19 protein-coding genes are annotated in these 17,385 nt (G+C 64.6%); 4 read left to right on the top strand and 15 right to left on the bottom strand.

What is annotated here, in order from left to right; all coding sequences use genetic code 11:
- Nucleotides 1-442: 442 nt before the first annotated feature.
- Nucleotides 443-1,021 carry a Panacea domain-containing protein gene (locus ACP7DW_RS10280; protein WP_426055049.1) on the top strand — a complete coding sequence of 193 codons (579 nt, stop codon included), beginning with the start codon at nucleotides 443-445 and terminating at the stop codon, nucleotides 1,019-1,021.
- Nucleotides 1,022-1,883: 862 nt separating this feature from the next.
- Nucleotides 1,884-2,090, top strand: a complete 207-nt coding sequence (locus ACP7DW_RS10275) for a dodecin (protein ID WP_034753599.1) — start codon at nucleotides 1,884-1,886, stop codon at nucleotides 2,088-2,090.
- A 14-nt stretch (nucleotides 2,091-2,104) separates the two neighbouring features.
- On the opposite strand, the gene ACP7DW_RS10270 is transcribed toward ACP7DW_RS10275, so the two are convergent.
- Nucleotides 2,105-2,416 carry a hypothetical protein gene (locus ACP7DW_RS10270; protein WP_099761015.1) on the bottom strand — a complete coding sequence of 104 codons (312 nt, stop codon included), beginning with the start codon at nucleotides 2,414-2,416 and terminating at the stop codon, nucleotides 2,105-2,107.
- A 161-nt stretch (nucleotides 2,417-2,577) separates the two neighbouring features.
- On the opposite strand from ACP7DW_RS10270, the gene ACP7DW_RS10265 reads away from it, so the two are divergent.
- Both ACP7DW_RS10265 and ACP7DW_RS10260 read left to right on the top strand, forming a co-directional pair.
- Complete coding sequence (locus ACP7DW_RS10265; RefSeq protein ID WP_426055050.1) at nucleotides 2,578-2,952, top strand: hypothetical protein; 375 nt, start codon at nucleotides 2,578-2,580, stop codon at nucleotides 2,950-2,952.
- A gap of 211 nt (nucleotides 2,953-3,163) precedes the next feature.
- The gene (locus tag ACP7DW_RS10260; protein ID WP_426055051.1) at nucleotides 3,164-4,153 is read left to right on the top strand and encodes an EDSAP-1 family PEP-CTERM protein; all 990 of its coding nucleotides are present in this window, start codon (nucleotides 3,164-3,166) and stop codon (nucleotides 4,151-4,153) included.
- Nucleotides 4,154-4,220: 67 nt separating this feature from the next.
- Here ACP7DW_RS10260 and ACP7DW_RS10255 read toward each other — a convergent pair whose 3' ends face one another.
- From ACP7DW_RS10255 to ACP7DW_RS10190, 14 genes are all read right to left on the bottom strand, one after another.
- A complete protein-coding gene (locus tag ACP7DW_RS10255) occupies nucleotides 4,221-5,303 on the bottom strand; it encodes a LytR C-terminal domain-containing protein (RefSeq protein ID WP_426055052.1) in 1,083 nt (360 codons plus the stop codon).
- Nucleotides 5,304-5,314: 11 nt separating this feature from the next.
- Nucleotides 5,315-6,253, bottom strand: a complete 939-nt coding sequence (locus ACP7DW_RS10250) for a type II secretion system F family protein (protein ID WP_071079864.1) — start codon at nucleotides 6,251-6,253, stop codon at nucleotides 5,315-5,317.
- A gap of 14 nt (nucleotides 6,254-6,267) precedes the next feature.
- Complete coding sequence (locus tag ACP7DW_RS10245; RefSeq protein ID WP_426055053.1) at nucleotides 6,268-7,245, bottom strand: type II secretion system F family protein; 978 nt, start codon at nucleotides 7,243-7,245, stop codon at nucleotides 6,268-6,270.
- Nucleotides 7,246-7,253: 8 nt separating this feature from the next.
- Nucleotides 7,254-8,600: a CpaF family protein gene (locus ACP7DW_RS10240; protein ID WP_081344952.1), complete on the bottom strand. Its 1,347-nt coding sequence runs from the start codon at nucleotides 8,598-8,600 to the stop codon at nucleotides 7,254-7,256.
- Nucleotides 8,601-8,650: 50 nt separating this feature from the next.
- The gene (locus ACP7DW_RS10235; protein ID WP_099761020.1) at nucleotides 8,651-9,820 is read right to left on the bottom strand and encodes an AAA family ATPase; all 1,170 of its coding nucleotides are present in this window, start codon (nucleotides 9,818-9,820) and stop codon (nucleotides 8,651-8,653) included.
- Between the two features lie 56 nt (nucleotides 9,821-9,876).
- The gene (locus tag ACP7DW_RS10230; RefSeq protein WP_426055054.1) at nucleotides 9,877-10,485 is read right to left on the bottom strand and encodes a TadE/TadG family type IV pilus assembly protein; all 609 of its coding nucleotides are present in this window, start codon (nucleotides 10,483-10,485) and stop codon (nucleotides 9,877-9,879) included.
- Nucleotides 10,475-10,963: a TadE/TadG family type IV pilus assembly protein gene (locus tag ACP7DW_RS10225; protein ID WP_426055055.1), complete on the bottom strand. Its 489-nt coding sequence runs from the start codon at nucleotides 10,961-10,963 to the stop codon at nucleotides 10,475-10,477. Before ACP7DW_RS10225 ends, ACP7DW_RS10230 begins: the two co-directional genes overlap by 11 nt.
- The gene (locus ACP7DW_RS10220; RefSeq protein ID WP_426055056.1) at nucleotides 10,960-12,402 is read right to left on the bottom strand and encodes a pilus assembly protein TadG-related protein; all 1,443 of its coding nucleotides are present in this window, start codon (nucleotides 12,400-12,402) and stop codon (nucleotides 10,960-10,962) included. Before ACP7DW_RS10220 ends, ACP7DW_RS10225 begins: the two co-directional genes overlap by 4 nt.
- Nucleotides 12,392-12,694, bottom strand: coding sequence for a hypothetical protein (locus ACP7DW_RS10215; protein ID WP_426055057.1), 303 nt, complete (start codon nucleotides 12,692-12,694; stop codon nucleotides 12,392-12,394). Before ACP7DW_RS10215 ends, ACP7DW_RS10220 begins: the two co-directional genes overlap by 11 nt.
- Before the next feature lie 16 nt (nucleotides 12,695-12,710).
- Nucleotides 12,711-14,147 carry a type II and III secretion system protein family protein gene (locus ACP7DW_RS10210; RefSeq protein ID WP_426055058.1) on the bottom strand — a complete coding sequence of 479 codons (1,437 nt, stop codon included), beginning with the start codon at nucleotides 14,145-14,147 and terminating at the stop codon, nucleotides 12,711-12,713.
- A gap of 18 nt (nucleotides 14,148-14,165) precedes the next feature.
- Nucleotides 14,166-15,020 carry a Flp pilus assembly protein CpaB gene (cpaB, locus tag ACP7DW_RS10205; RefSeq protein WP_426055059.1) on the bottom strand — a complete coding sequence of 285 codons (855 nt, stop codon included), beginning with the start codon at nucleotides 15,018-15,020 and terminating at the stop codon, nucleotides 14,166-14,168.
- Nucleotides 15,017-16,390: an ATP-binding protein gene (locus ACP7DW_RS10200; RefSeq protein ID WP_426055060.1), complete on the bottom strand. Its 1,374-nt coding sequence runs from the start codon at nucleotides 16,388-16,390 to the stop codon at nucleotides 15,017-15,019. Before ACP7DW_RS10200 ends, cpaB begins: the two co-directional genes overlap by 4 nt.
- Nucleotides 16,391-16,483: 93 nt before the next feature.
- Nucleotides 16,484-17,017, bottom strand: a complete 534-nt coding sequence (locus ACP7DW_RS10195; RefSeq protein WP_426055061.1) for an A24 family peptidase — start codon at nucleotides 17,015-17,017, stop codon at nucleotides 16,484-16,486.
- Between the two features lie 53 nt (nucleotides 17,018-17,070).
- Nucleotides 17,071-17,253 (bottom strand): Flp family type IVb pilin, encoded by a 183-nt coding sequence (locus tag ACP7DW_RS10190; protein ID WP_426055062.1) that lies wholly within the window; start codon nucleotides 17,251-17,253, stop codon nucleotides 17,071-17,073.
- Between the last annotated feature and the right edge of the window lie 132 nt (nucleotides 17,254-17,385).

The raw sequence follows: 17,385 nt of genomic DNA, 5'->3' as shown, positions 1-17,385 counted from the left end.
GTACCAACCAAGTGCCAACGCCAACTTATTTATAGTTGCGCCTCGCTTGATTACAAGCAATCACACCTCACGTACTACTTTCCATCTTGGATTCTTGTCAACGTCCCTGGCAACGATGGGCGTAAATCATCGTGGTTTCCAGACTGGCGCACAGTGGACCCCTTTTTGCCGCATGGCGACATGCAGGAGAACGTTGGCCGACGTCCCCGTCCAGCGACAAAGCCATCCAGCCGATACGCTGGCGCTTATCGATTTCGTTTGACAATTATCAAAAATACTGTACATTTATACAGTTAAACTGATTTAATCTACTTTCCGCACATATTGCATAGGCCAGAGCATCATGCACGGCAATATGTTGACAGCGATGTACTTTGTGCGTAGATTGATCTCAAATAGCTATCCAAATTGCTCAAAATTGATGCGATGGAGGCTCAAAATTATGCAAAACTTATACTCCGAAAAGAAGGCCGCGCAGGTTGCCGCCTACTTCTTATTTCAAGCCCAAGGCCGCCTTCCTGTACTTAAGCTAATGAAGTTGCTTTATCTAGCAGAACGGCGCTCATATGAAATGTACGGCGATCCGATCATTGGCGACAAGCTTGTTTCTATGGATCACGGACCAGTTCTGTCTCAAACATTGAATCGCATTAACGGAATGTCCTCATCTGAAGATAATGGGTGGGATGCGTGGATCGCGGATCGTGAGGACCATGCTGTGGCTTTGCGTGACGCAAGTCGGATTCGCTCGCCGGAGCAAGACCTTCTGGAATTATCTGAAGCCGAGTTTGAAGTTCTGGCAGAAACTTGGCAAGATTTTGGTCACTTGAGCAAATATCAGATTCGCGACCTCACTCACAAAATTTGTCCTGAGTGGGAAGATCCTGAAGGCTCATCAGTACCCATCACGTTAGAAAAATTGTTCGAAGTACTTAAATTCAATAATGAACAGACACGATTACTAAAAAAACAATTGCGTGAGCAGCAGGCGATCAACGCCGCTTTTACATCGGTGGCATGATGCCCGGGTGGTTACCGCAAGCCAAGGAAACACTCCTCATACCATCTGGCCCTGGTGGTTTGTTTCATTTATTTGTAGTACTAAATGACCCAGCGCCCATCGATGGCTATCCTGACAACATGTGCGCGCTGGTATGCGTTTGTTCGACCTATCCGAACGTCCCGTTCGATGCAACTTGTGAGCTTCAGGTCGGAAGCCATCCTTTCGTAGAACATCACAGTTACATCGCCTACAAGCATACTCGGCTGGAGCCCGCGGCAACATTGTCGCAATTGGTGAAGAGCGGGGTGTTTCGTGTGCATCGTCCTTGCGGAGACCCGCCTTTTTCAGAGATCAAAGCCGGGCTGAATGCATCGAAATTCACGAAGGGTGCCTTCAAACGACTACCAATTTAGTGGCGATCGAGGTGTCAACCCTGTATCAATGCCATAGTTAGATTACACGCAATAACTTCTTGCTTTGATAGGCACAGTTAGAGGATGTGATGATTTGGGTCCAGTTCGAAACCCATACCCGACACTAGAATTAAGTAGAAAATCATGGGTTACGTGCTTCGGCAGCTAACCCTTTTTCTTCTCAGGCGCCTGCGGGATGCTTCAGGTGCCATTGACGCTCATCGCGCCCCGAAGTGAGCACATAGCGTGGGACGCAACGCCGACTATCTCCACCCACACACCAACAAAATCAACTGAAGTCCGGGCTTTAACCGAAAACAATGTTGCCAGCATGATGGCAGCCTTCGCCAGATTCGCAATCGCATTGCTGCACCGCGCAATGACTATCAGCACATTTAGGCGCAAGATGAGCACGTGCTTGCGCAAAGCAGGCTCCCGATGTCTGGCTTGCCTACCTGGGAAACATCATGTCCGCACACACTTACAAGCTCATCGAACTGGTCGGCACGTCGACCGAGAGCAGCGATCAGGCGATACGCGATGCCATTGCCAAGGCGGCGCTGACGGTCAAGCATATGGACTGGTATGAAGTGACGGAATCGCGCGGGCATATCGTCGATGGCAAGGTGGCGCACTTCCAGGTCACGCTGAAGGTTGGCTTCCGGCTCGAATAGGGTAAGGTGGCAACTCACCGCCGCCCGACAACCGCCCGGCTCTCCAGCCACTCCCGGCCGCCGGCCTCCAGCGCGGCTTCGATCACCTTTTCCGGCAAGCTGTAGACGGTCGCCCAGCTGGCGCGGCCATCCTGCGTATTCGCGGGGAAACTGTGCGTCTCGATGGGCCAGTGGTATTTGCGTTTCAGCGCTTTGACGATGGCGGCCAGCGAGACGCGGCCTTGCAGCGGTTCGGCGCCGGACTGGTCGCGGTTCGACAGCAGCACGGCCAGGACCTGGCCGCGGCCCGTGCGCGCGCCGGGGAAGGTGGGGGTTTTGTTTGCCATGGCCTATTTTACCGGGCAATGTCGGACGAGATACGATGTGCCGCACCTTTGATCTGGCGCAAGCGCCGCACCAGCTTTGCGGCCACGATGGGTATTTCGCCAGGCGTGCCGGCGCCCCTCCGGCAGCCTGGGCCACTCATCACGGGGCACAGGAGCCTATCATGCACCGCCTGAACATCCACGCCATGCAATGGCAACCCGTTGCCGATATTTCCGCCGTCGACCCGCTGCTGCCCGCGGATCTGGCCTGCTTTCGCGAATTGCGCGACGTGCTGCAGCGCTATGGCGCACTCGACCGCTTCGGTATTTCCCTGATCCACCGCCATTTCGACATCGCCGACGACGAGGAGCTGATGGAATACACGGATGTGCAGCAACGCACCTTGACGGTCAAACCTGTCAAGAAAAGCGACATCGACTGGCAGCACACGACCATTACCAACTGGAAATTGACGGAAGGTGAGGAAGTGGCGCGCATCGGTTGCGGTTGCGCAAGCAATTCGGGTGGCCACCTGGGCTATCATCGCGGTACCTGAGGCGGGCCGGCGCCGCCCGCCAAGCGGCGTCGGCCTTTCTTACACTTCGCCCTATCCAGCTCAGCCCGCTTTGCGCAAGTAGTTGATTCAATTTACTTTTTTTGTGTGGCATGCAAGCTGCTTATCCCTGTCTACGAGATGAATCCAGGCAAGTCATTCTGGATTCTTTGTCCCCCGGATTTTCCGAGACTGACCACGATAAGAGGCTGCGATGAACGTCGATCACACACGAAGCAAGACCCTGGGCTGGCTGGGTGCACTGGCGGCGGCAAGTCTGCTGGCCAGCGGCCAGGCGCAGGCCGGCGCGTACGGCCTGGCCGTCAATGAGTTGAACAATTTCCGCATCACCACCAGCGCCGGCAGCTTGTCGCTGGCCGGCGCCAACCGCAATGCCAGCGACAGCGCCTTCTTCGAAGGTGGCGTGGCCGTCAATCCGCGCGCCGTCAATACGGGGCCGGCCGCCAACGCCGACGTGCTGCAAGTGTGTTCGGGGGGCGGCTGCAGCGGCTTGCCGCAAAACCACTACGCACCCAGTCCCAGTTCCACCCTGGAATTCGCGCGCGGTGATGCGCACGCCTTCGGCAATATGCTCAATGGCGGCGCCAGCGTGCAAGCCGTGGCGGAAGCACAGCGCAACACGGTCGGCGCCGCCACGGCCACGGCCGGCGACACGCTCACCGGTTCCGTCAACCTGACCCTGTCGAGCGCCGGCTTCATCACCTTCAGCTTCATGGGACGGCGCGACTTGCGCACCAGCGTGACGACCATGGGCGACAAGTCGAACGTGTCGATCATGGATATCTTCAATATCTCGTGCAATGCCGCCAGCCCCGCCGGCTGCCTGTCGCACGCGAACGCCGATGGCGTGATCTTCCAGTTCGCACCCGATGGCGATGCCAACAATGGCAGCGACGTCAATGGCAACCATACGGTCGGCAGCCTCGACCCGTTCAGCCTGAACATGACGGCCGGCACCAACGATCCCGCCACCGGGCGCGCCTTCACGAACGGCTTTTCGATGTTTTCCCTGACCTCGAATTTCGCCCTGCCCGCCGGCAGCTATACCTTGAACTTTGCCAAGTCCACGCGCACCGACATCGTCGTCATCGATCCCCAGGCCGTGCCGGAACCAGGCAGCCTGTTCCTGCTGGGCATGGGACTGGCGGCCCTGGCTTTTACGCGCCGCCGCCAGCCGACATAATCAGCAGTATGAAAAATACGCGGCGCCCGCAAAGGCGCCGCGTGTTTTTCATGCAGGCAGAAATGTTTTAACCTAGCCGCGCCAATGCCTGGCGCGCCAGTTGCAACTGCTGCAGATAATAGCGGTGCAACATGGCGGGGTCGCTCAGGTCGCGCCCCAGTACCAGGCGCAGCTCGCTGGCCGGGCAGTCGGCGGCCTGGGTCTGCACCTGGGTTTGCACTTGCAGCCCCAGCTGGCGGGCCAGCTGGCGCGCCGCCTGCTCTTGCGCGGGCCGGTATTCGACGCGCGTGCGCGCCACCTGGAAGCTGGTGTCATTGGCCAGGCGTACCACCTGCACGGGAGCGCCAGCCAGGCTGCGCGCCAGCGCGGCGGCCATGCCCGGCACGCCGTTGCCATTCACAATTTCCAGCCGCGGCTGCGGCGCGGACGCCGCCGGCATGGGCCGCTCGGGCACTGCGGCCGGTACGCTGCGCACCGCTGCCGGTACGCGCTGCAAGCGGGCCATGCCATCGCTCTGCGTGATCTCCACGCGCGCCATGGCGGGCGCCTCCGGCACCGGTGCAGGCGCGGGCACGGGCACAAGCTGCGGCGCCGCCGCGCCGCGCAAGACCGCCAGGTCGCGCCGCAAGTCGTGTTCCCGCAAGCTGGCCGCCTGGCGCCGCATGAGGGCGGCGCGCTCGTGCTGTCCCAGCCGTTCGAGTACCTGCGCCAGGTGCTGCCAGGCCAGCGCATTGAGCGGATCGAGCAGACACGCCTGTTCCAGCACAGGCAACGCTTGCGCATCGCGTCCGTCCAGAGAATAGGCATGGCCGAGATTGCTGAACAGATAGGCCTGCTGCGGCCGCGCCATACCCGTTTCCTGCGTCAAGGCCAGCCAATGGGTGATCGCCGCATCATGCTCGCCGCGCTGCGCGTGCAGCACGGCCAGGCCGTTGCGCGCGTTCACGTGGCGCGGCGCATGGCGCAGCGCTAGCTCATAGGCCGCCTGCGCGGCGGACAGGTCGCCCCGTTCGAAATGCTGGCGCCCCGCCACATAGGCGGCATCGGCGTCAGGCCACGCCGCCACCGGCGCATGCGCCAGTTGCGTGGTACAGGCGGCCAGGCCAAGGCAGGCACAGGCGGCGGCCAGGCGGGAGAGCGTCAAGCGCATGGTGACTCCTTTCAGCGGCTGGCCATGGCCGGCACGAGCACGCGATAGACTTCGATCACGGCCGGCCCCATGAGCACCAGCATCAGGGTGGGAAAGACGCAAAATATCAGCGGGAACAGCAGTTTCAGGGCGATCTTCGCCGCCGCCTCCTCGGCCAGCAGGCTGCGCTTGCCGCGCAGGTTTTCCGAATGCACGCGCAGCGAATCGCCCATGCTGGTGCCGAAGCGTTCCGATTGGATCAGCATGGCGACGAGGGTGTCGACATCTTCCACGCCACTGCGCAAGGCCAGGTTGCGCAGCGCCTTTTCCTTGGAAAAGCCGGCGCGCATTTCCATCAGTACCAGTTGCAATTCCTGCGCCAGCACCATGCTTTTGATGTGGATCTCGCCCGATACCTTGACCAGCGCACGCTCCAGGCTCAGACCCGCTTCCACGCACACGGTCAGCAAGTCGAGCGCATCGGGGATATTTTCAAAGATGTCGCGCTGGCGCCGCTTGGCCGTGCTGGCCAGCACCAGGTTCGGCAGGTAATAGCCGACCGTGGCGCTGACGCATAGCAGCAACAACAGCACGCTGCGCATCTGCGCCGCCATGGCGCTGGCCGCGTACAGCCCCAGCACGGTGGGAAACAGCAGGGCCAAGACGCTTTTCGCCGCAAAGTACAGGGCCGGCGCGCTCGCTTGCCGCCAGCCCGCATTCATGAAACGCGTGCGCAGCGGCGAGCGCTCCCAGCCCTCTTCCGGCAGCGACAGCTTGCTGAACGGCTGCGCCACGCGCGCCACGCGCTCCACCCAGCCAGAGTCGGCCACCGCATCGCTGGCCGCCGGCGCCGTGGCGCCGAACAGGCGCTGGCGCAAAGCGCCGGGAAAGAAGATCAGCCACGCCAGCAGGGCAAGCGCCACCACCACGACGAAGACAATCACGAGAAACAGCAGTTGCGAAGCGCTCATGCCACCCCCTGTTGTTATATCCTGATACGTATCACATTGCGCATCCAGACCACGCCCAGCGCCACCATGCCGGCCGCGTACCACAGCAATTTGATGCCGCTGGGATCGGTCCACAGCAGGCGGATGTATTGCGGGTTGACCAGCGCCATGACGCCGATCATCACCACCGGCATCAGTCCCAGCACCCAGGCCGACATGCGCCCCTCGGCCGACAGCACGCGCACCTGCCCCAGCAGTTTCAAACGGGCGCGGATGATGCGCGCGATGCTGACCAGCACTTCGGCCAGATTGCCCCCCGATTCGCGCTGCACCAGCACGGCGATGACGAGGTAGCGCAAGTCCGTCAGCGGAATGCGCGCGGCCAGGTTTTGCAGCGCCTCGTTCATCGGCACGCCGTAATTGATCTCTTCGTGCGCCATCTTGAATTCGCCGCTGATCGGCTCATTGAGTTCGTCGCCCACCATCTGCAGCACATTCGAAAACGAGTGACCGGCGCGCAGCGCGCGGGCCAGGAAATCGGCCGCTTCCGGCAACTGCGCCTCGATTTTTTTCAGCCGCGCCGCACGCGCGCGCAGCACCAACAGGCACGGTCCGCTCACGGCGCAAGACAGCAGCAGCAAGGCGCCAGGCAAGGGCATGGACCAGGCCGCCAGCAGCAGCAAGGCCGCCAGCAACAGGGCACTCGTGACGCCGATGAATTGCGCCACCGACCAGGACAAGCCCGATTGCAGCAGCAGGTGGTCGAGCTGCGCCGCCTGCGGCACGCGCCGCAGCAAGCGCTCGAGGCCGGGCGCACGCGCATAGCGGCGTTGCTTGAGGATGGAGATCCGCTCCCCACCCGCCTCGCCGCGCGCCGCCATCAGCCGCAAGCGCCGGTTGATGCGCCGCGCCGCGCTGCCATGCGTGCCCGACCACCACAGCCAGGCGCCTTCCACCATCAGGATGCAGGCGGCAAACAGCAGCACGGCAAAGCCGTAGAACACCAGGTCCATGCTGTCTCCTATTCGTAGATGCGGTCCGGATCAAAAACACTATCGGGTACCGGTGCGCCGAACATGCGCAGGCGCTCCGTGAAACGGGGCCGCACGCCCGTGGCGCAGAAGTGGCCCTGCACCTTGCCCTCGGCATCAACGCCCGTCTGCTCGAAGCGGAAGATTTCATGCATGGCGATGATGTCGCCTTCCATGCCCGTCACCTCCTGCAGGCTGACCAGCTTGCGCGCGCCGTCCGTCAGGCGCGACACCTGCATCACCACCGTCACGGCCGAGCAGATCTGCTGGCGCGTGGCGCGCGGCGTCAGGTTCACGCTGGCCATGCCGACCATGTTTTCCAGCCGCGCCAGCGCATCGCGCGCCGTGTTCGAGTGGATGGTCGCCAGCGAACCCTCATGGCCCGTGTTCATCGCCTGCAGCATGTCGAGCGCCTCGGCGCCGCGCACCTCGCCCAGGATGATGCGGTCGGGGCGCATGCGCAGCGCATTGCGCACCAGCGCGCGCTGGCTCACTTCGCCCTTGCCCTCGATATTCGGCGGGCGCGTTTCCAGGCGCACCACGTGCGGCTGGCGCAATGCCAGTTCGGCCGCATCCTCGATGGTGACGATGCGCTCGCTGCCGGGAATGAAGCCGGACAGCACGTTGAGCAAGGTCGTCTTGCCGCTGCCCGTGCCGCCCGAGATCAGGATATTGATCTTGGCCTGGCCCAGCGCCTGCAGCACCTGCACCATGGGCGGCGTCAGGCTCTTGTAGTCGAGCAGGTTGGCGATTGTCAGCGGTTGCACGGCAAAGCGCCGGATCGACAGGATCGGGCCATCGACGGCCAGCGGCGGGATGATGGCGTTCACGCGCGAACCGTCCGGCAGGCGCGCATCGACCATCGGACTCGATTCATCGACGCGCCGTCCCACGCGCGAAACGATTTTTTCGATGATCTTCATCAGGTGCGCATTGTCGTGGAACGTCACGTCCGTCAACTGCAGCCGCCCGCCCCGCTCGACATACACCTTGTCGCAGGTATTGACGAGGATGTCGGACACGCTGGCATCGGCCAGCAGGGGTTCGAGCGGGCCAAAGCCCAGCATCTCGTGCTGGATGTCGAGCACCAGGCTGTGGCGCTCATGCTGGTTCAGCACGATGCGCTCTTCCTCGATCACGCGCTGTACCAGCAGCGCCAGCTCGTGCTTGAACTGCTCCGCCGTCAGGCGTTTCAAGCGTTCCAGGTCGATACGGTCGAGTATCGTCTGGTGCATGGTTTTTTTGAGTTCCTGGTAGGCGTGCAGCGCCAGCGCCCCTTGTCCATTGCTGGCGGGGCGCACCGTTTCATTCGCCGCCAGGCGTTCGCGTAAAGTCATCTCGGCTCCCATGATGGCTCCCGGCGGGAGCCTTGACATCCATCCCTGTCCTAGGCCTCGCTGCGGCTGAACAAACGGTCGAACAGGCCGCGGCTTTCCGTCACGCGGCGCGCCGTCACCAGCTCCACCAGCTCTGCCAGGCTGCGCGCCACGGCGCTGGTGCGCGACAGCTGCAGCAGCGGGATGCCCTGGTTGACGGAGTCCGTGGCGGCGATGTAATCGTTGGGCACCGTGTGCACCACTTCGGCGCCCAGCGCCTGTTCCAGGTCCGCCAGGCGCAGGCGCCCGCCCTTTTCATAGCGGTTGACGATCAGGCGCAGGCGCTCGCCCGGATAGCCGAGCGAGCGGAAGATATCGAGCAGACGGCGCCCGTCGCGGATGTCGGGCAAGGCCAGCTGCAGCACCGGATAGATGGCGTCGGCATTGTCGAGCGCGCGCAGCGACAGCGCATCGATCTGGCGCCCCACGTCGAGCACGATGTAGTCGTAGTGCTGGCGCGCCACGGCCAGGATGCGGTCCATGTGCTCGGGCTGCATGTCGACCTTGTGCGCGGGGTCGTCGGCCGCCGCCAGCACGCCGAAGTTCGGCGTCACGTGCACCAGGCACGAGGCGAGAAAGGCGCCATCCATGCGCGCGATCTGCGCGCAGATATCGGACAGCGTCATGGCCGGCTTCTGGTCCGACACGTACAACGTGGCGTCGCCGAACTGGCCGTGCAGATCGATCAGCAGCACCTTGCAGCCGGCCAGGCTGGCCAGCGCGTAGGAAAAATTCGTCGACAGAAAGGTCGCGCCGCTGCCGCCCTTGCACGAAATGAAGGCGAGCACCTTGCCGTCGCGCATCTGCGTCACGCCGGCCTGGATATCGACCCGGTCCATCGCCTCGTGAAAGGCCTTGTGCACCAGCGGCAGCTGCAGTACTTCGCGCATGCCGGCGCGCATGGCGCGGATCAGCACATCCTGCTGCTGGCCGCGCGTGAGCAGCATCAGCACGGCCAGCGGATACTGGCGCGCCAGCCGCTCCAGCAAGTCCGCCTCCTCGGCGTCAAGGCCGCTGGCGTCGACGATCACCAGCTCGGGCGCTTCGGGCAGCATGCGCTCGACGGCGTCGCGCAGGCCGCTGCGCCGTTCCAGCAGGCGCAGCACGGGCATGCGGGCCGCGCCTTGCGCGGCGATTTCTTCATGCAAGCTGGCGTCGCGGCTAATCATCAAGGCTTTCATCGCACTTCCTCGCTTCTTTCAGGTCAACACAGTCGGCTGCCACCGTCTGACGGCGCTCAGGGACAGAAATTCGGGTTATCCGGATAGCCCAGCGACTCGGCCACCGCCATGGTGGTTCCGCTGGGCAAACGCACGGCCCCTGCGCCGGAGGGAAACATCATCCCCAGCAGGGGCAGCACGGGCCGGTATGGCACGCGCTCGCAGCGCGCGCCATCGCCCGGCACGCACAGGCGCGCGCGCACGAAGCGGATGCAGCTGGCGCCATGCGGATCGTCCAGGCAATTGATACGGTTGCGTTGCGGACAGCCCGGCATCACCGTCACCGGCACTGCCGCCAGCGCGGCGCCGCCGGCGGCCTGCGACAGATAATCGATGCGCACATACGCATCGCTGATGCCGCCACCGAGCGGCAGCGCGCCCGGCGTGGCGCGCAGCACGGCGTGCGTGCGTACGGCCTGCAGCGCGCCGGCGTCGCTGAAATCGGTCACGGCCGCGCCGCGCGCGGCGCGCCGGGTGATCTCATGCACCATATTCCACACGTACACGGCGCGCGCCACTTCCAACATGGCGAACAGGAACAGAAAGAACAGCACCGCCAGCATGGCGAATTCGACGGCGAACACGCCGCCCTGGCGCCGGCGCGCCCTGTACAGGTCAATTTTCATAGCGCAAGGTCGCGTTGGCACGCAACGGTATCGATGCCATCGGCGGCAGCCACTTGCTCAACAGGTCGGGCAACATGCCCAGGGGCATGTCGGCGCCGAACTTGACGCGCACCTGCAGCGGCTTGCTGGAAAAAGTGCCGCAGAGATAAGCATCATCGCTGTACACGCATTCCACGTGCACCTTGACCGGTTCCAGGTCGGGCCAGGTTTCCAGCAGCGAGTCCACCACCATCTGCCTGGCGAACGCGGCGCCCTGCTCCGCCGCAGTGGCGTTGGCCATCTGCGGCAGCGGCAAGGTGGCGATGTAGCGCGCCGCATCGTGCGCGCCTTTTTGCATGGCCGTATAGGCCAGCAGCGCACGGCCGAACAACAGCACCACGGGCAGCAAGCCCATGAAAAACAGCAGGATCAGCGCCAGCTCGATGGCGGCCACGCCGTCCTGGCGGCGTGGGCATGACTTGCGGCATGGCGCCTTCATTGCAGCAGCTCCGCCGGGCCGGCCAGCGCCTGCTCCGGCACCACGCCGGCAAATTCGGCGCTGAGCATGGCGCTGCTGGCCGGCGCCGTCATGAAAAAGCGGCCGACGGCCAGCACATTGGCCAGCACATCGCTGCCGGCCGGCAAGGGGCACGCCAGCAAGGCGATGTTGAGCACGCGCCGCTGCGCCACGCCCGTGTTGCCCACGGGCGCGGTCTGGAAGGCGGGCGCCAGATAGGGCGTGCCGCTGGCCGGATAAAAGCTGTTGCTGGCAGGCGCGCCGGGCAAGCCTGGATACAGGCTGCTCCAGGCGCTGTTGGGAAAGGCGACAAAATCGCCGGGCGGCTTCGGGTTGGCATACTGCACCGCCTTGGCGAACGACCACAGCGGCCCGTAGCTGGCGGCCGGGATGGTGGCCGGAACGCCTGCCGCCGCCGCCGGCAGGTCGGCCACGGAGAGCAGGGGCGTGCCGCCGCTGGAGGCGGCGCTGGAAGCGGACGGCATATTCATCCACCAGTTCGCCGCCGCGTTGGGAAAGACGCGGATATTCACGTCGGGCGGCGCCGTCAGCGGATGGCAGCCGCTGCCCGCATACTGGTTGAAGCGCGCGTTGAATGCCGGCCACAAGCCGGTGGGGAACGGACGGTGCGCATGAATGGCCGCGCTGCCGATGGCCGTGTGCAGCATGCTGCCGCTGCAGATGAACGGCGCCACGGCGGCGTTGCTTACCTGCGCCGACGGGCCGAGCGCGCCCAGCGGACCGAGCGGGTTGAGCACGAAGTGCTCGGGCGCGGCCCCCTGCGGATTAAGCTGAAACAGGTTATACGCGACGCCGCGGCGAAAGCCGTATTCCAGCGCCTCCTTGCGTTCGGGCGGCCCCGCATTCGTGCGCAGGCCAAGCGGCGCCGACGACAATGCGCAAATGGCCAGCGGCGCCAGGCGCAGGCTGGTGCGGCCCGCCACGGCGCGCGCGCCCGTGTCAAGCGTGCGCAGCGCCGGCGACCAGGCGCCCAGGAAGGCCGTCGCCACCTTGCCCAGCGACGGCGTGTTGTCGCGCGTATCGACGCGCACGAACAAGGCCGTGGCCGGGTTGGCCACCGCCGCCGCCACCTGCCACGCACTGGCCGGCGCGTCAAAGGCGCTGGCAAAGCGGATGCTCTCGTCGGACAGGATGGCGCCCTGCGTGCGGCGCCGATATGCGCTCTGCCCGGCCGCGCTGAGCTTGGCCTTCTCCACGGCATTGGCCAGGCCGGCGGCCGTGCCCACCAGTTCCGGCGCCGCCGCCAGCGCCGCGTTGTCGACCAGGTTCTGCAGTTCCGTCCTGCGGCCGACGACCATGCCCACATCCACGGCCAAGCCGATAAAGCCCAGCACCACGATGAGCAGGATGGAAAAGGCGATCAGCATCGCCCCGCGCTGGCGCTGGCGTCTATTTGCCATTGCCGCCTCCCAGCATGAATTGCACCGGCTGCGGCGCCTGGCCATTCGGTTCGGCAAACGAGGCGCGGTAGCGCTGCATGACGGCGTGCGCGCTGGGGCCATCGAGGCCATCGGCTGGCGTGCGATTGCCGGCGCTGGCCGGATCGCGCACCTGCTGCGCCATGGCCAGGCGCACGGCGTCGCCGAAGCGCCGGTCCAGCTGCGGCGTGCTGCCGTGCGCGCAGGCGGCCAGTTGCAGCGCCAGCAGCAGCGCCGCCAGGCGCCGCAGCGACATCATAAGCGAGTTCGGCATGGCATCTCTCCCCGTCTCATTTGAGCTCGAAACCGTTGGCCGCGCGCAGCGGCGGCACGGGCGGCGGCGCCAGCGTGCCTTCCATCTTGCCGCCCAACATCAAGTCCGTGCGCGAAGGCGGCACCAGCTGCGCCGTCGGCAGCACGGCGTCCGCCGGCAACGGTTTGACCAGGTGCGCGGTAATGACGAACAGCAATTCCGTGCGGTCATGCTGGAAATCCGTGCTGCGAAACAGCGCGCCGAGGATGGGCACTTCGCTGAGCCAGGGTACGCCCGTGATGTTGCTCACCTGGTTGTTCTTGATCAAGCCGCCGATGGCGTAGCTCTGGCCGTCGTACAGCTGTACCGTGGTCGAGGCGCGCCGCGTGGTGATGACGGGCAGGATCGAACGGCCGCTGACGCCGGCGGCGGAAATGCCGACGCCTTCGCGCGACAGTTCCGACACTTCCGGCGCCACCTTCAAATTGATGCGCCCGCCCGACAGCACGGTGGGCGTGAAGCGCAGGCCGACGCCATACTCGCGTTCTTCCAGCGTGATCTTGTTGTTGTCCTGGCCGACGGGAATGAAGATCTTGCCGCCAGCCAGAAAACTGCCCTCCTGCCCGCTGATCGCCATCACCGTCGGCTCGGCCAGGATGCGCACCAGGCCATCCTGTTTCTGCGCCTCGATGGTCAGCTGCTGGCGGCCATTCGACTTGCGCACGTCGAGCAATCCATTGGCCGTGCCGCTGAGGAAATTCGACAGCAAGGTGGTGGCCCAGCTGCCGGACGCAAAACGCAGGGTGGCGCCCACTTCCAGGCGTTCCAGCAGCGACTTCGACACTTCGGCAATCTGCACGGCCAGCATCACTTGCTGCGGTGCACTGACGTCGAGCATGTTGATGACGCGGCTGTGCGCGCCACCCGTGCCGCCAGCGGACGCCGTGGCCGCCGCCGGCGCGGCGGCGCCATCGGCGGGCTTGGGCAGCGCCAGCGGTGATGTTGCACGACGCACATACGCGTGCGCCAGCTCGACGGCACGCAGCACGGCGCCCGCATCCTGCACCGTGCCCGACAGCACCAGGGTATCGGCCACGGCCGTCACGCGGATGGCTTGCTCTTCCGGCATCAGGGCCGCCAGGGTCGCTTGCAAGCCGGCCGGGTCCATGCTGACGCTGACGTTCACCACGCTGCACACGCCACTCTTGCCCTGGATGATCATGTTGGTGCTGCCCACATCGACGCCGACCACATATAAAGTGTCGGGCGCCACCAGCATGGCTTGCAGCACGGCCGGATTGCCGACACTGCGGGCCAGCACCGCCTCGGGCAGGCGCAGCATGCTCGACTTGCCCACCTGCAGCTGCAGGTTGCCGGGTGTCGCCGCTTCGCCGCCGCAGCGCGGGCCAGGATCGGCCGCCGCGCCGGCAAGCGGCAACAGCAGGCAGCACAGTGTCAGCAGGGCGCGGTTCATGAGCGTGTCCATGGTTGGCTAAAAACATTCGCGCGACTGGCGCGTCCCGTCGATGACGCCGCTGCACTGGCGCGCCGCTTCCGGCACTGCCTTCGACACGCGCACCGGACGCGGCGCCACGGCAAGCACGGGGGCAGCGGCAGGCGCGGACTCGGCTTCATGCGGCCCGCCCAGCAAGGTCAGCTTGGTGGCACCCGCCGTCACGCCCGGCTGCGGGTCGACCTGGTTGCGCAGCACCAGCGACAGGCTGCCCACGCTGCGCGCCAGGTCCAGGTTTTCCGCCTGTTCCGGCGTCACTTCCAGGGTCACGGCATTGACCACGCGCGGCTTGGTCTCGTCGCGCCCCACTTCCTGCGCCACGGCCAGCACCAGGATGCGTTCGAGCACGATCTTCGAAATGTTGCGGCTTTGCGGAAACGCGCGGTCGCCGGCATCTTGCTGGGTACTCACGATGATGTCGACATAGTTGCCCGGCAAGGCGAAGCCGGCCACGCCGATCACGTCGTTGACGCGCACGGTGATGGCGCGCCGCCCTTCCGTGATCAGGGCCGACAGGCCGCCCAGGGTGCCCACCGGCGCCAGCTTGGCTTCGCTCAGCGGTTCGCCGCGCAGCACGCTGGTTTTCAGCACCCGTCCCGCCAGTGGCGCCGGGTCTTGCAGCGCGCCCTGCGGCAAGCTTTCCGCCGGCCATTCGGCCAGGCGCAGCATCTCGGGCGTCAGGCGCTGGCCCAGGTTGACATCGCTGGCGGCGACGACGATCTTGCCCTTGCCGGCAGGCGTCTGGCGCAGCAGCCAGTGCGAGGCCAGCAACACGGCCAGCAGGCCCAGCACCACAGCCAGACCCATCATCAGAAGGGCGCGCCGGTTCTTCATGCGATACGCTCGCACAGGCTGGCGGCCGGCATGTCGCAGCTGGCAAACAGGCTGCTCCAGGCCTGGTCCAGGGCGGCCACCGTCAGGCGCGCTTCACAGCCGGCAAAGCCGGCAAAGTCGCCTATGCGCGCCAGCAATTCACCAGGATAGCTGGCCAGCAAGGGCCGTCCCTGCGCGCCATGCAGCTGCAGCAGGTGATTCAGGGCCAGCTCGTCGATGGCCATGCCGGCCAGACGGCATTGCTGGCGAAACAGGGCGCGATAGGCGCTCTCGGCCAGCGGCCCCACCTGCACCTTGTAGCCGATGCGGCGCAGCAAGGCAGGATCGAACAGCTCGCCCGGCGGCACGTTCGTGGCCAGCACCAGGGCATTGTCGAACGGCACGCTGATCTGCACGCCGCCAGGCAGGCCCAGTTGGTCACTGCCCCGTGCCAGCGGCTGCATCAGCCGCGTCAACAGTTCTTGCGCACCCAGGCGCTGGCAGCCCAGGTCGTCAATGATCAGCATGCCGTTATTCGCCCGCACATGCGCTGGCGCCTGGTAGCAGCCGCCGCTGGCGTCATGGCGCAGCTCCAGCATACCCGCGTCGAGCTCGGCGCCCACGTGAATCACGGGACGCTGGCACAACACCCAGCGAATATCCGTGCTGCGCCGCTCCAGCGCCTGGCGCGCATGGCTGACATGCTGCGGCGCGGGCGGCAGGTGCTGCGCCGGATCGTACAATTGAATGATGTCCTGGCCGACGACGATGGCGTAGGGCACGGCGACGAGACCGTGCAGCAATTGTCCCAGTTGCAGCGCCAGGGTCGACTTGCCGCTGCCGGGCGGACCGTACAGCAGCAGCGAGCGCCCCGAATGCAGGGCCGCACCGACCACGTCGAGCATGCCCGGCCCCGCATGGGCGCTGCCCAGCACGGCGGCCAGGTCATCGCTGCCGACGCGCTGCTCCTGTACCAGCCACGACTGGCGCGCCACCATGGCGCGGTACGCTTCCAGGGTGACGGGGGCGGCGCCGATATACGCGCAGCGCTCAAGGAAGGCGCTGGCGCGCTGCTTGCCGGCGCCCGTTAGCTGATACTGCACGTCGATCTCGGATTCGCCGCGCCAGGCCACTTCGGCCATCTGCTCGGCCACCATGAAATCGAGCACTTCGCGCAAGACATTGATCGACAGGCGCAAGCGCGTCGTCATGGCGGACAGGTGCGTCTTGCCGCTCACATACATCAGCTTGGCGATCAGTTCAACCACCAGCGGCCGCTCCAGGCCCGTTTCGCGCAAGCTCTTCGGCTGCGGCGGCAAGGGCGGCATCAGGTTCGCGTCGGCGGGGCGCGGCGCACTCTCGGTGCTCATGGAATAGTCGACCTCGGTCATCCTGTGTCTCCAAGCCGGTTAAGACTGCATTGAACAGAATTCATTCTAGCCAGCGGGGACTGGCGCCCATTGATTCAGAGCAATGAATGCCAATTAGAAATAATACCGCCCTTGCACCACCAGGCAGCCCAGGGCAATGGCCAGTCCGTACGGCATGTTGCCCACGCTGGCGCCGCTGCCCAGTGCGGCGGGTGCCAGGGGTATGCCGGCCATGCGCGCGATCGTCGGCCACAGCAGCTGGCGCAGATTGCCCAGGCAGGCGCGCCACTTGCCCTGCCAGGTGATCATCAGCACGGCCATCAGGCCGCCCAGCACAAAGGTGGCGAAACAGATCTGCAGCACGGGCCACGGGCCGGCAAAGGCGCCCACCATGGCGATCAGCTTGACGTCGCCGGCGGCCATGCCGCGCAGCACATATAAAGGCAGGAACAGGAAGAAACCCGTCGCCATGCCGCCCAGCCACAACGACGGCACGCTTTGCGGCCACAGCCACAGGTGCAAGGCCAGCGCGGCGAGGATGCCGGACAGCACCAAACCATTCGGTATCTTGCGGCGGACCAGGTCGCTGACGGCGGCCCCCGTCACAAAACACAACAGCAGCAGGTCGCACAAGGCAGTTGCAGACATCGCATACCTCCTGAAAAAAACCCGCCACCAGCCGGCCGATGGCGGGCACCCGCTTAGGGCTTCAACACCAGGTTCGTGGAAATGTCGGTGAGGACGCTCAGCAGGTTGGTCTTGATCAGCAAGAAACCGGCCGTGATGGCCGTCGCCATCAAGGCCGCAATCAAGCCGTATTCGATTGCCGTAATGCCATCCTCATCTTGGACAAATTGCTGTACTGCCGACAGGAAGGTATGCATGACAAGCTCCCAAAAGTGAATCACAAGTCCCTGGCGCAATCGGGTGTGAAACATTGCCCATTCCTGCTAATATGTTTCCTGCCGTAAATTTCTGCGCCATTGCATTGACTATAAAGCGTCCATCATTTGGCA

Source organism: Janthinobacterium sp. PSRC1-1 (assembly GCF_049897525.1).
Lineage (GTDB): Bacteria > Pseudomonadota > Gammaproteobacteria > Burkholderiales > Burkholderiaceae_D > Janthinobacterium > Janthinobacterium tructae.
Note: the sequence above shows the minus strand (reverse complement) of the source record. Positions and strands in the feature narration are given on the sequence as shown.

Bases quoted from the DNA above. Each gene is read 5' to 3' on its own strand.
- ACP7DW_RS10280 (WP_426055049.1), top strand. From the start codon at position 443: ATGCAAAACTTATACTCCGAAAAGAAGGCCGCGCAGGTTGCCGCCTAC.
- ACP7DW_RS10275 (WP_034753599.1), top strand. From the start codon at position 1,884: ATGTCCGCACACACTTACAAGCTCATCGAACTGGTCGGCACGTCGACC.
- ACP7DW_RS10270 (WP_099761015.1), bottom strand. From the start codon at position 2,416: ATGGCAAACAAAACCCCCACCTTCCCCGGCGCGCGCACGGGCCGCGGC.
- ACP7DW_RS10265 (WP_426055050.1), top strand. From the start codon at position 2,578: ATGCACCGCCTGAACATCCACGCCATGCAATGGCAACCCGTTGCCGAT.
- ACP7DW_RS10260 (WP_426055051.1), top strand. From the start codon at position 3,164: ATGAACGTCGATCACACACGAAGCAAGACCCTGGGCTGGCTGGGTGCA.
- ACP7DW_RS10255 (WP_426055052.1), bottom strand. From the start codon at position 5,303: ATGCGCTTGACGCTCTCCCGCCTGGCCGCCGCCTGTGCCTGCCTTGGC.
- ACP7DW_RS10250 (WP_071079864.1), bottom strand. From the start codon at position 6,253: ATGAGCGCTTCGCAACTGCTGTTTCTCGTGATTGTCTTCGTCGTGGTG.
- ACP7DW_RS10245 (WP_426055053.1), bottom strand. From the start codon at position 7,245: ATGGACCTGGTGTTCTACGGCTTTGCCGTGCTGCTGTTTGCCGCCTGC.
- ACP7DW_RS10240 (WP_081344952.1), bottom strand. From the start codon at position 8,600: ATGACTTTACGCGAACGCCTGGCGGCGAATGAAACGGTGCGCCCCGCC.
- ACP7DW_RS10235 (WP_099761020.1), bottom strand. From the start codon at position 9,820: ATGAAAGCCTTGATGATTAGCCGCGACGCCAGCTTGCATGAAGAAATC.
- ACP7DW_RS10230 (WP_426055054.1), bottom strand. From the start codon at position 10,485: ATGAAAATTGACCTGTACAGGGCGCGCCGGCGCCAGGGCGGCGTGTTC.
- ACP7DW_RS10225 (WP_426055055.1), bottom strand. From the start codon at position 10,963: ATGAAGGCGCCATGCCGCAAGTCATGCCCACGCCGCCAGGACGGCGTG.
- ACP7DW_RS10220 (WP_426055056.1), bottom strand. From the start codon at position 12,402: ATGGCAAATAGACGCCAGCGCCAGCGCGGGGCGATGCTGATCGCCTTT.
- ACP7DW_RS10215 (WP_426055057.1), bottom strand. From the start codon at position 12,694: ATGCCGAACTCGCTTATGATGTCGCTGCGGCGCCTGGCGGCGCTGCTG.
- ACP7DW_RS10210 (WP_426055058.1), bottom strand. From the start codon at position 14,147: ATGAACCGCGCCCTGCTGACACTGTGCTGCCTGCTGTTGCCGCTTGCC.
- cpaB (WP_426055059.1), bottom strand. From the start codon at position 15,020: ATGAAGAACCGGCGCGCCCTTCTGATGATGGGTCTGGCTGTGGTGCTG.
- ACP7DW_RS10200 (WP_426055060.1), bottom strand. From the start codon at position 16,390: ATGACCGAGGTCGACTATTCCATGAGCACCGAGAGTGCGCCGCGCCCC.
- ACP7DW_RS10195 (WP_426055061.1), bottom strand. From the start codon at position 17,017: ATGTCTGCAACTGCCTTGTGCGACCTGCTGCTGTTGTGTTTTGTGACG.
- ACP7DW_RS10190 (WP_426055062.1), bottom strand. From the start codon at position 17,253: ATGCATACCTTCCTGTCGGCAGTACAGCAATTTGTCCAAGATGAGGAT.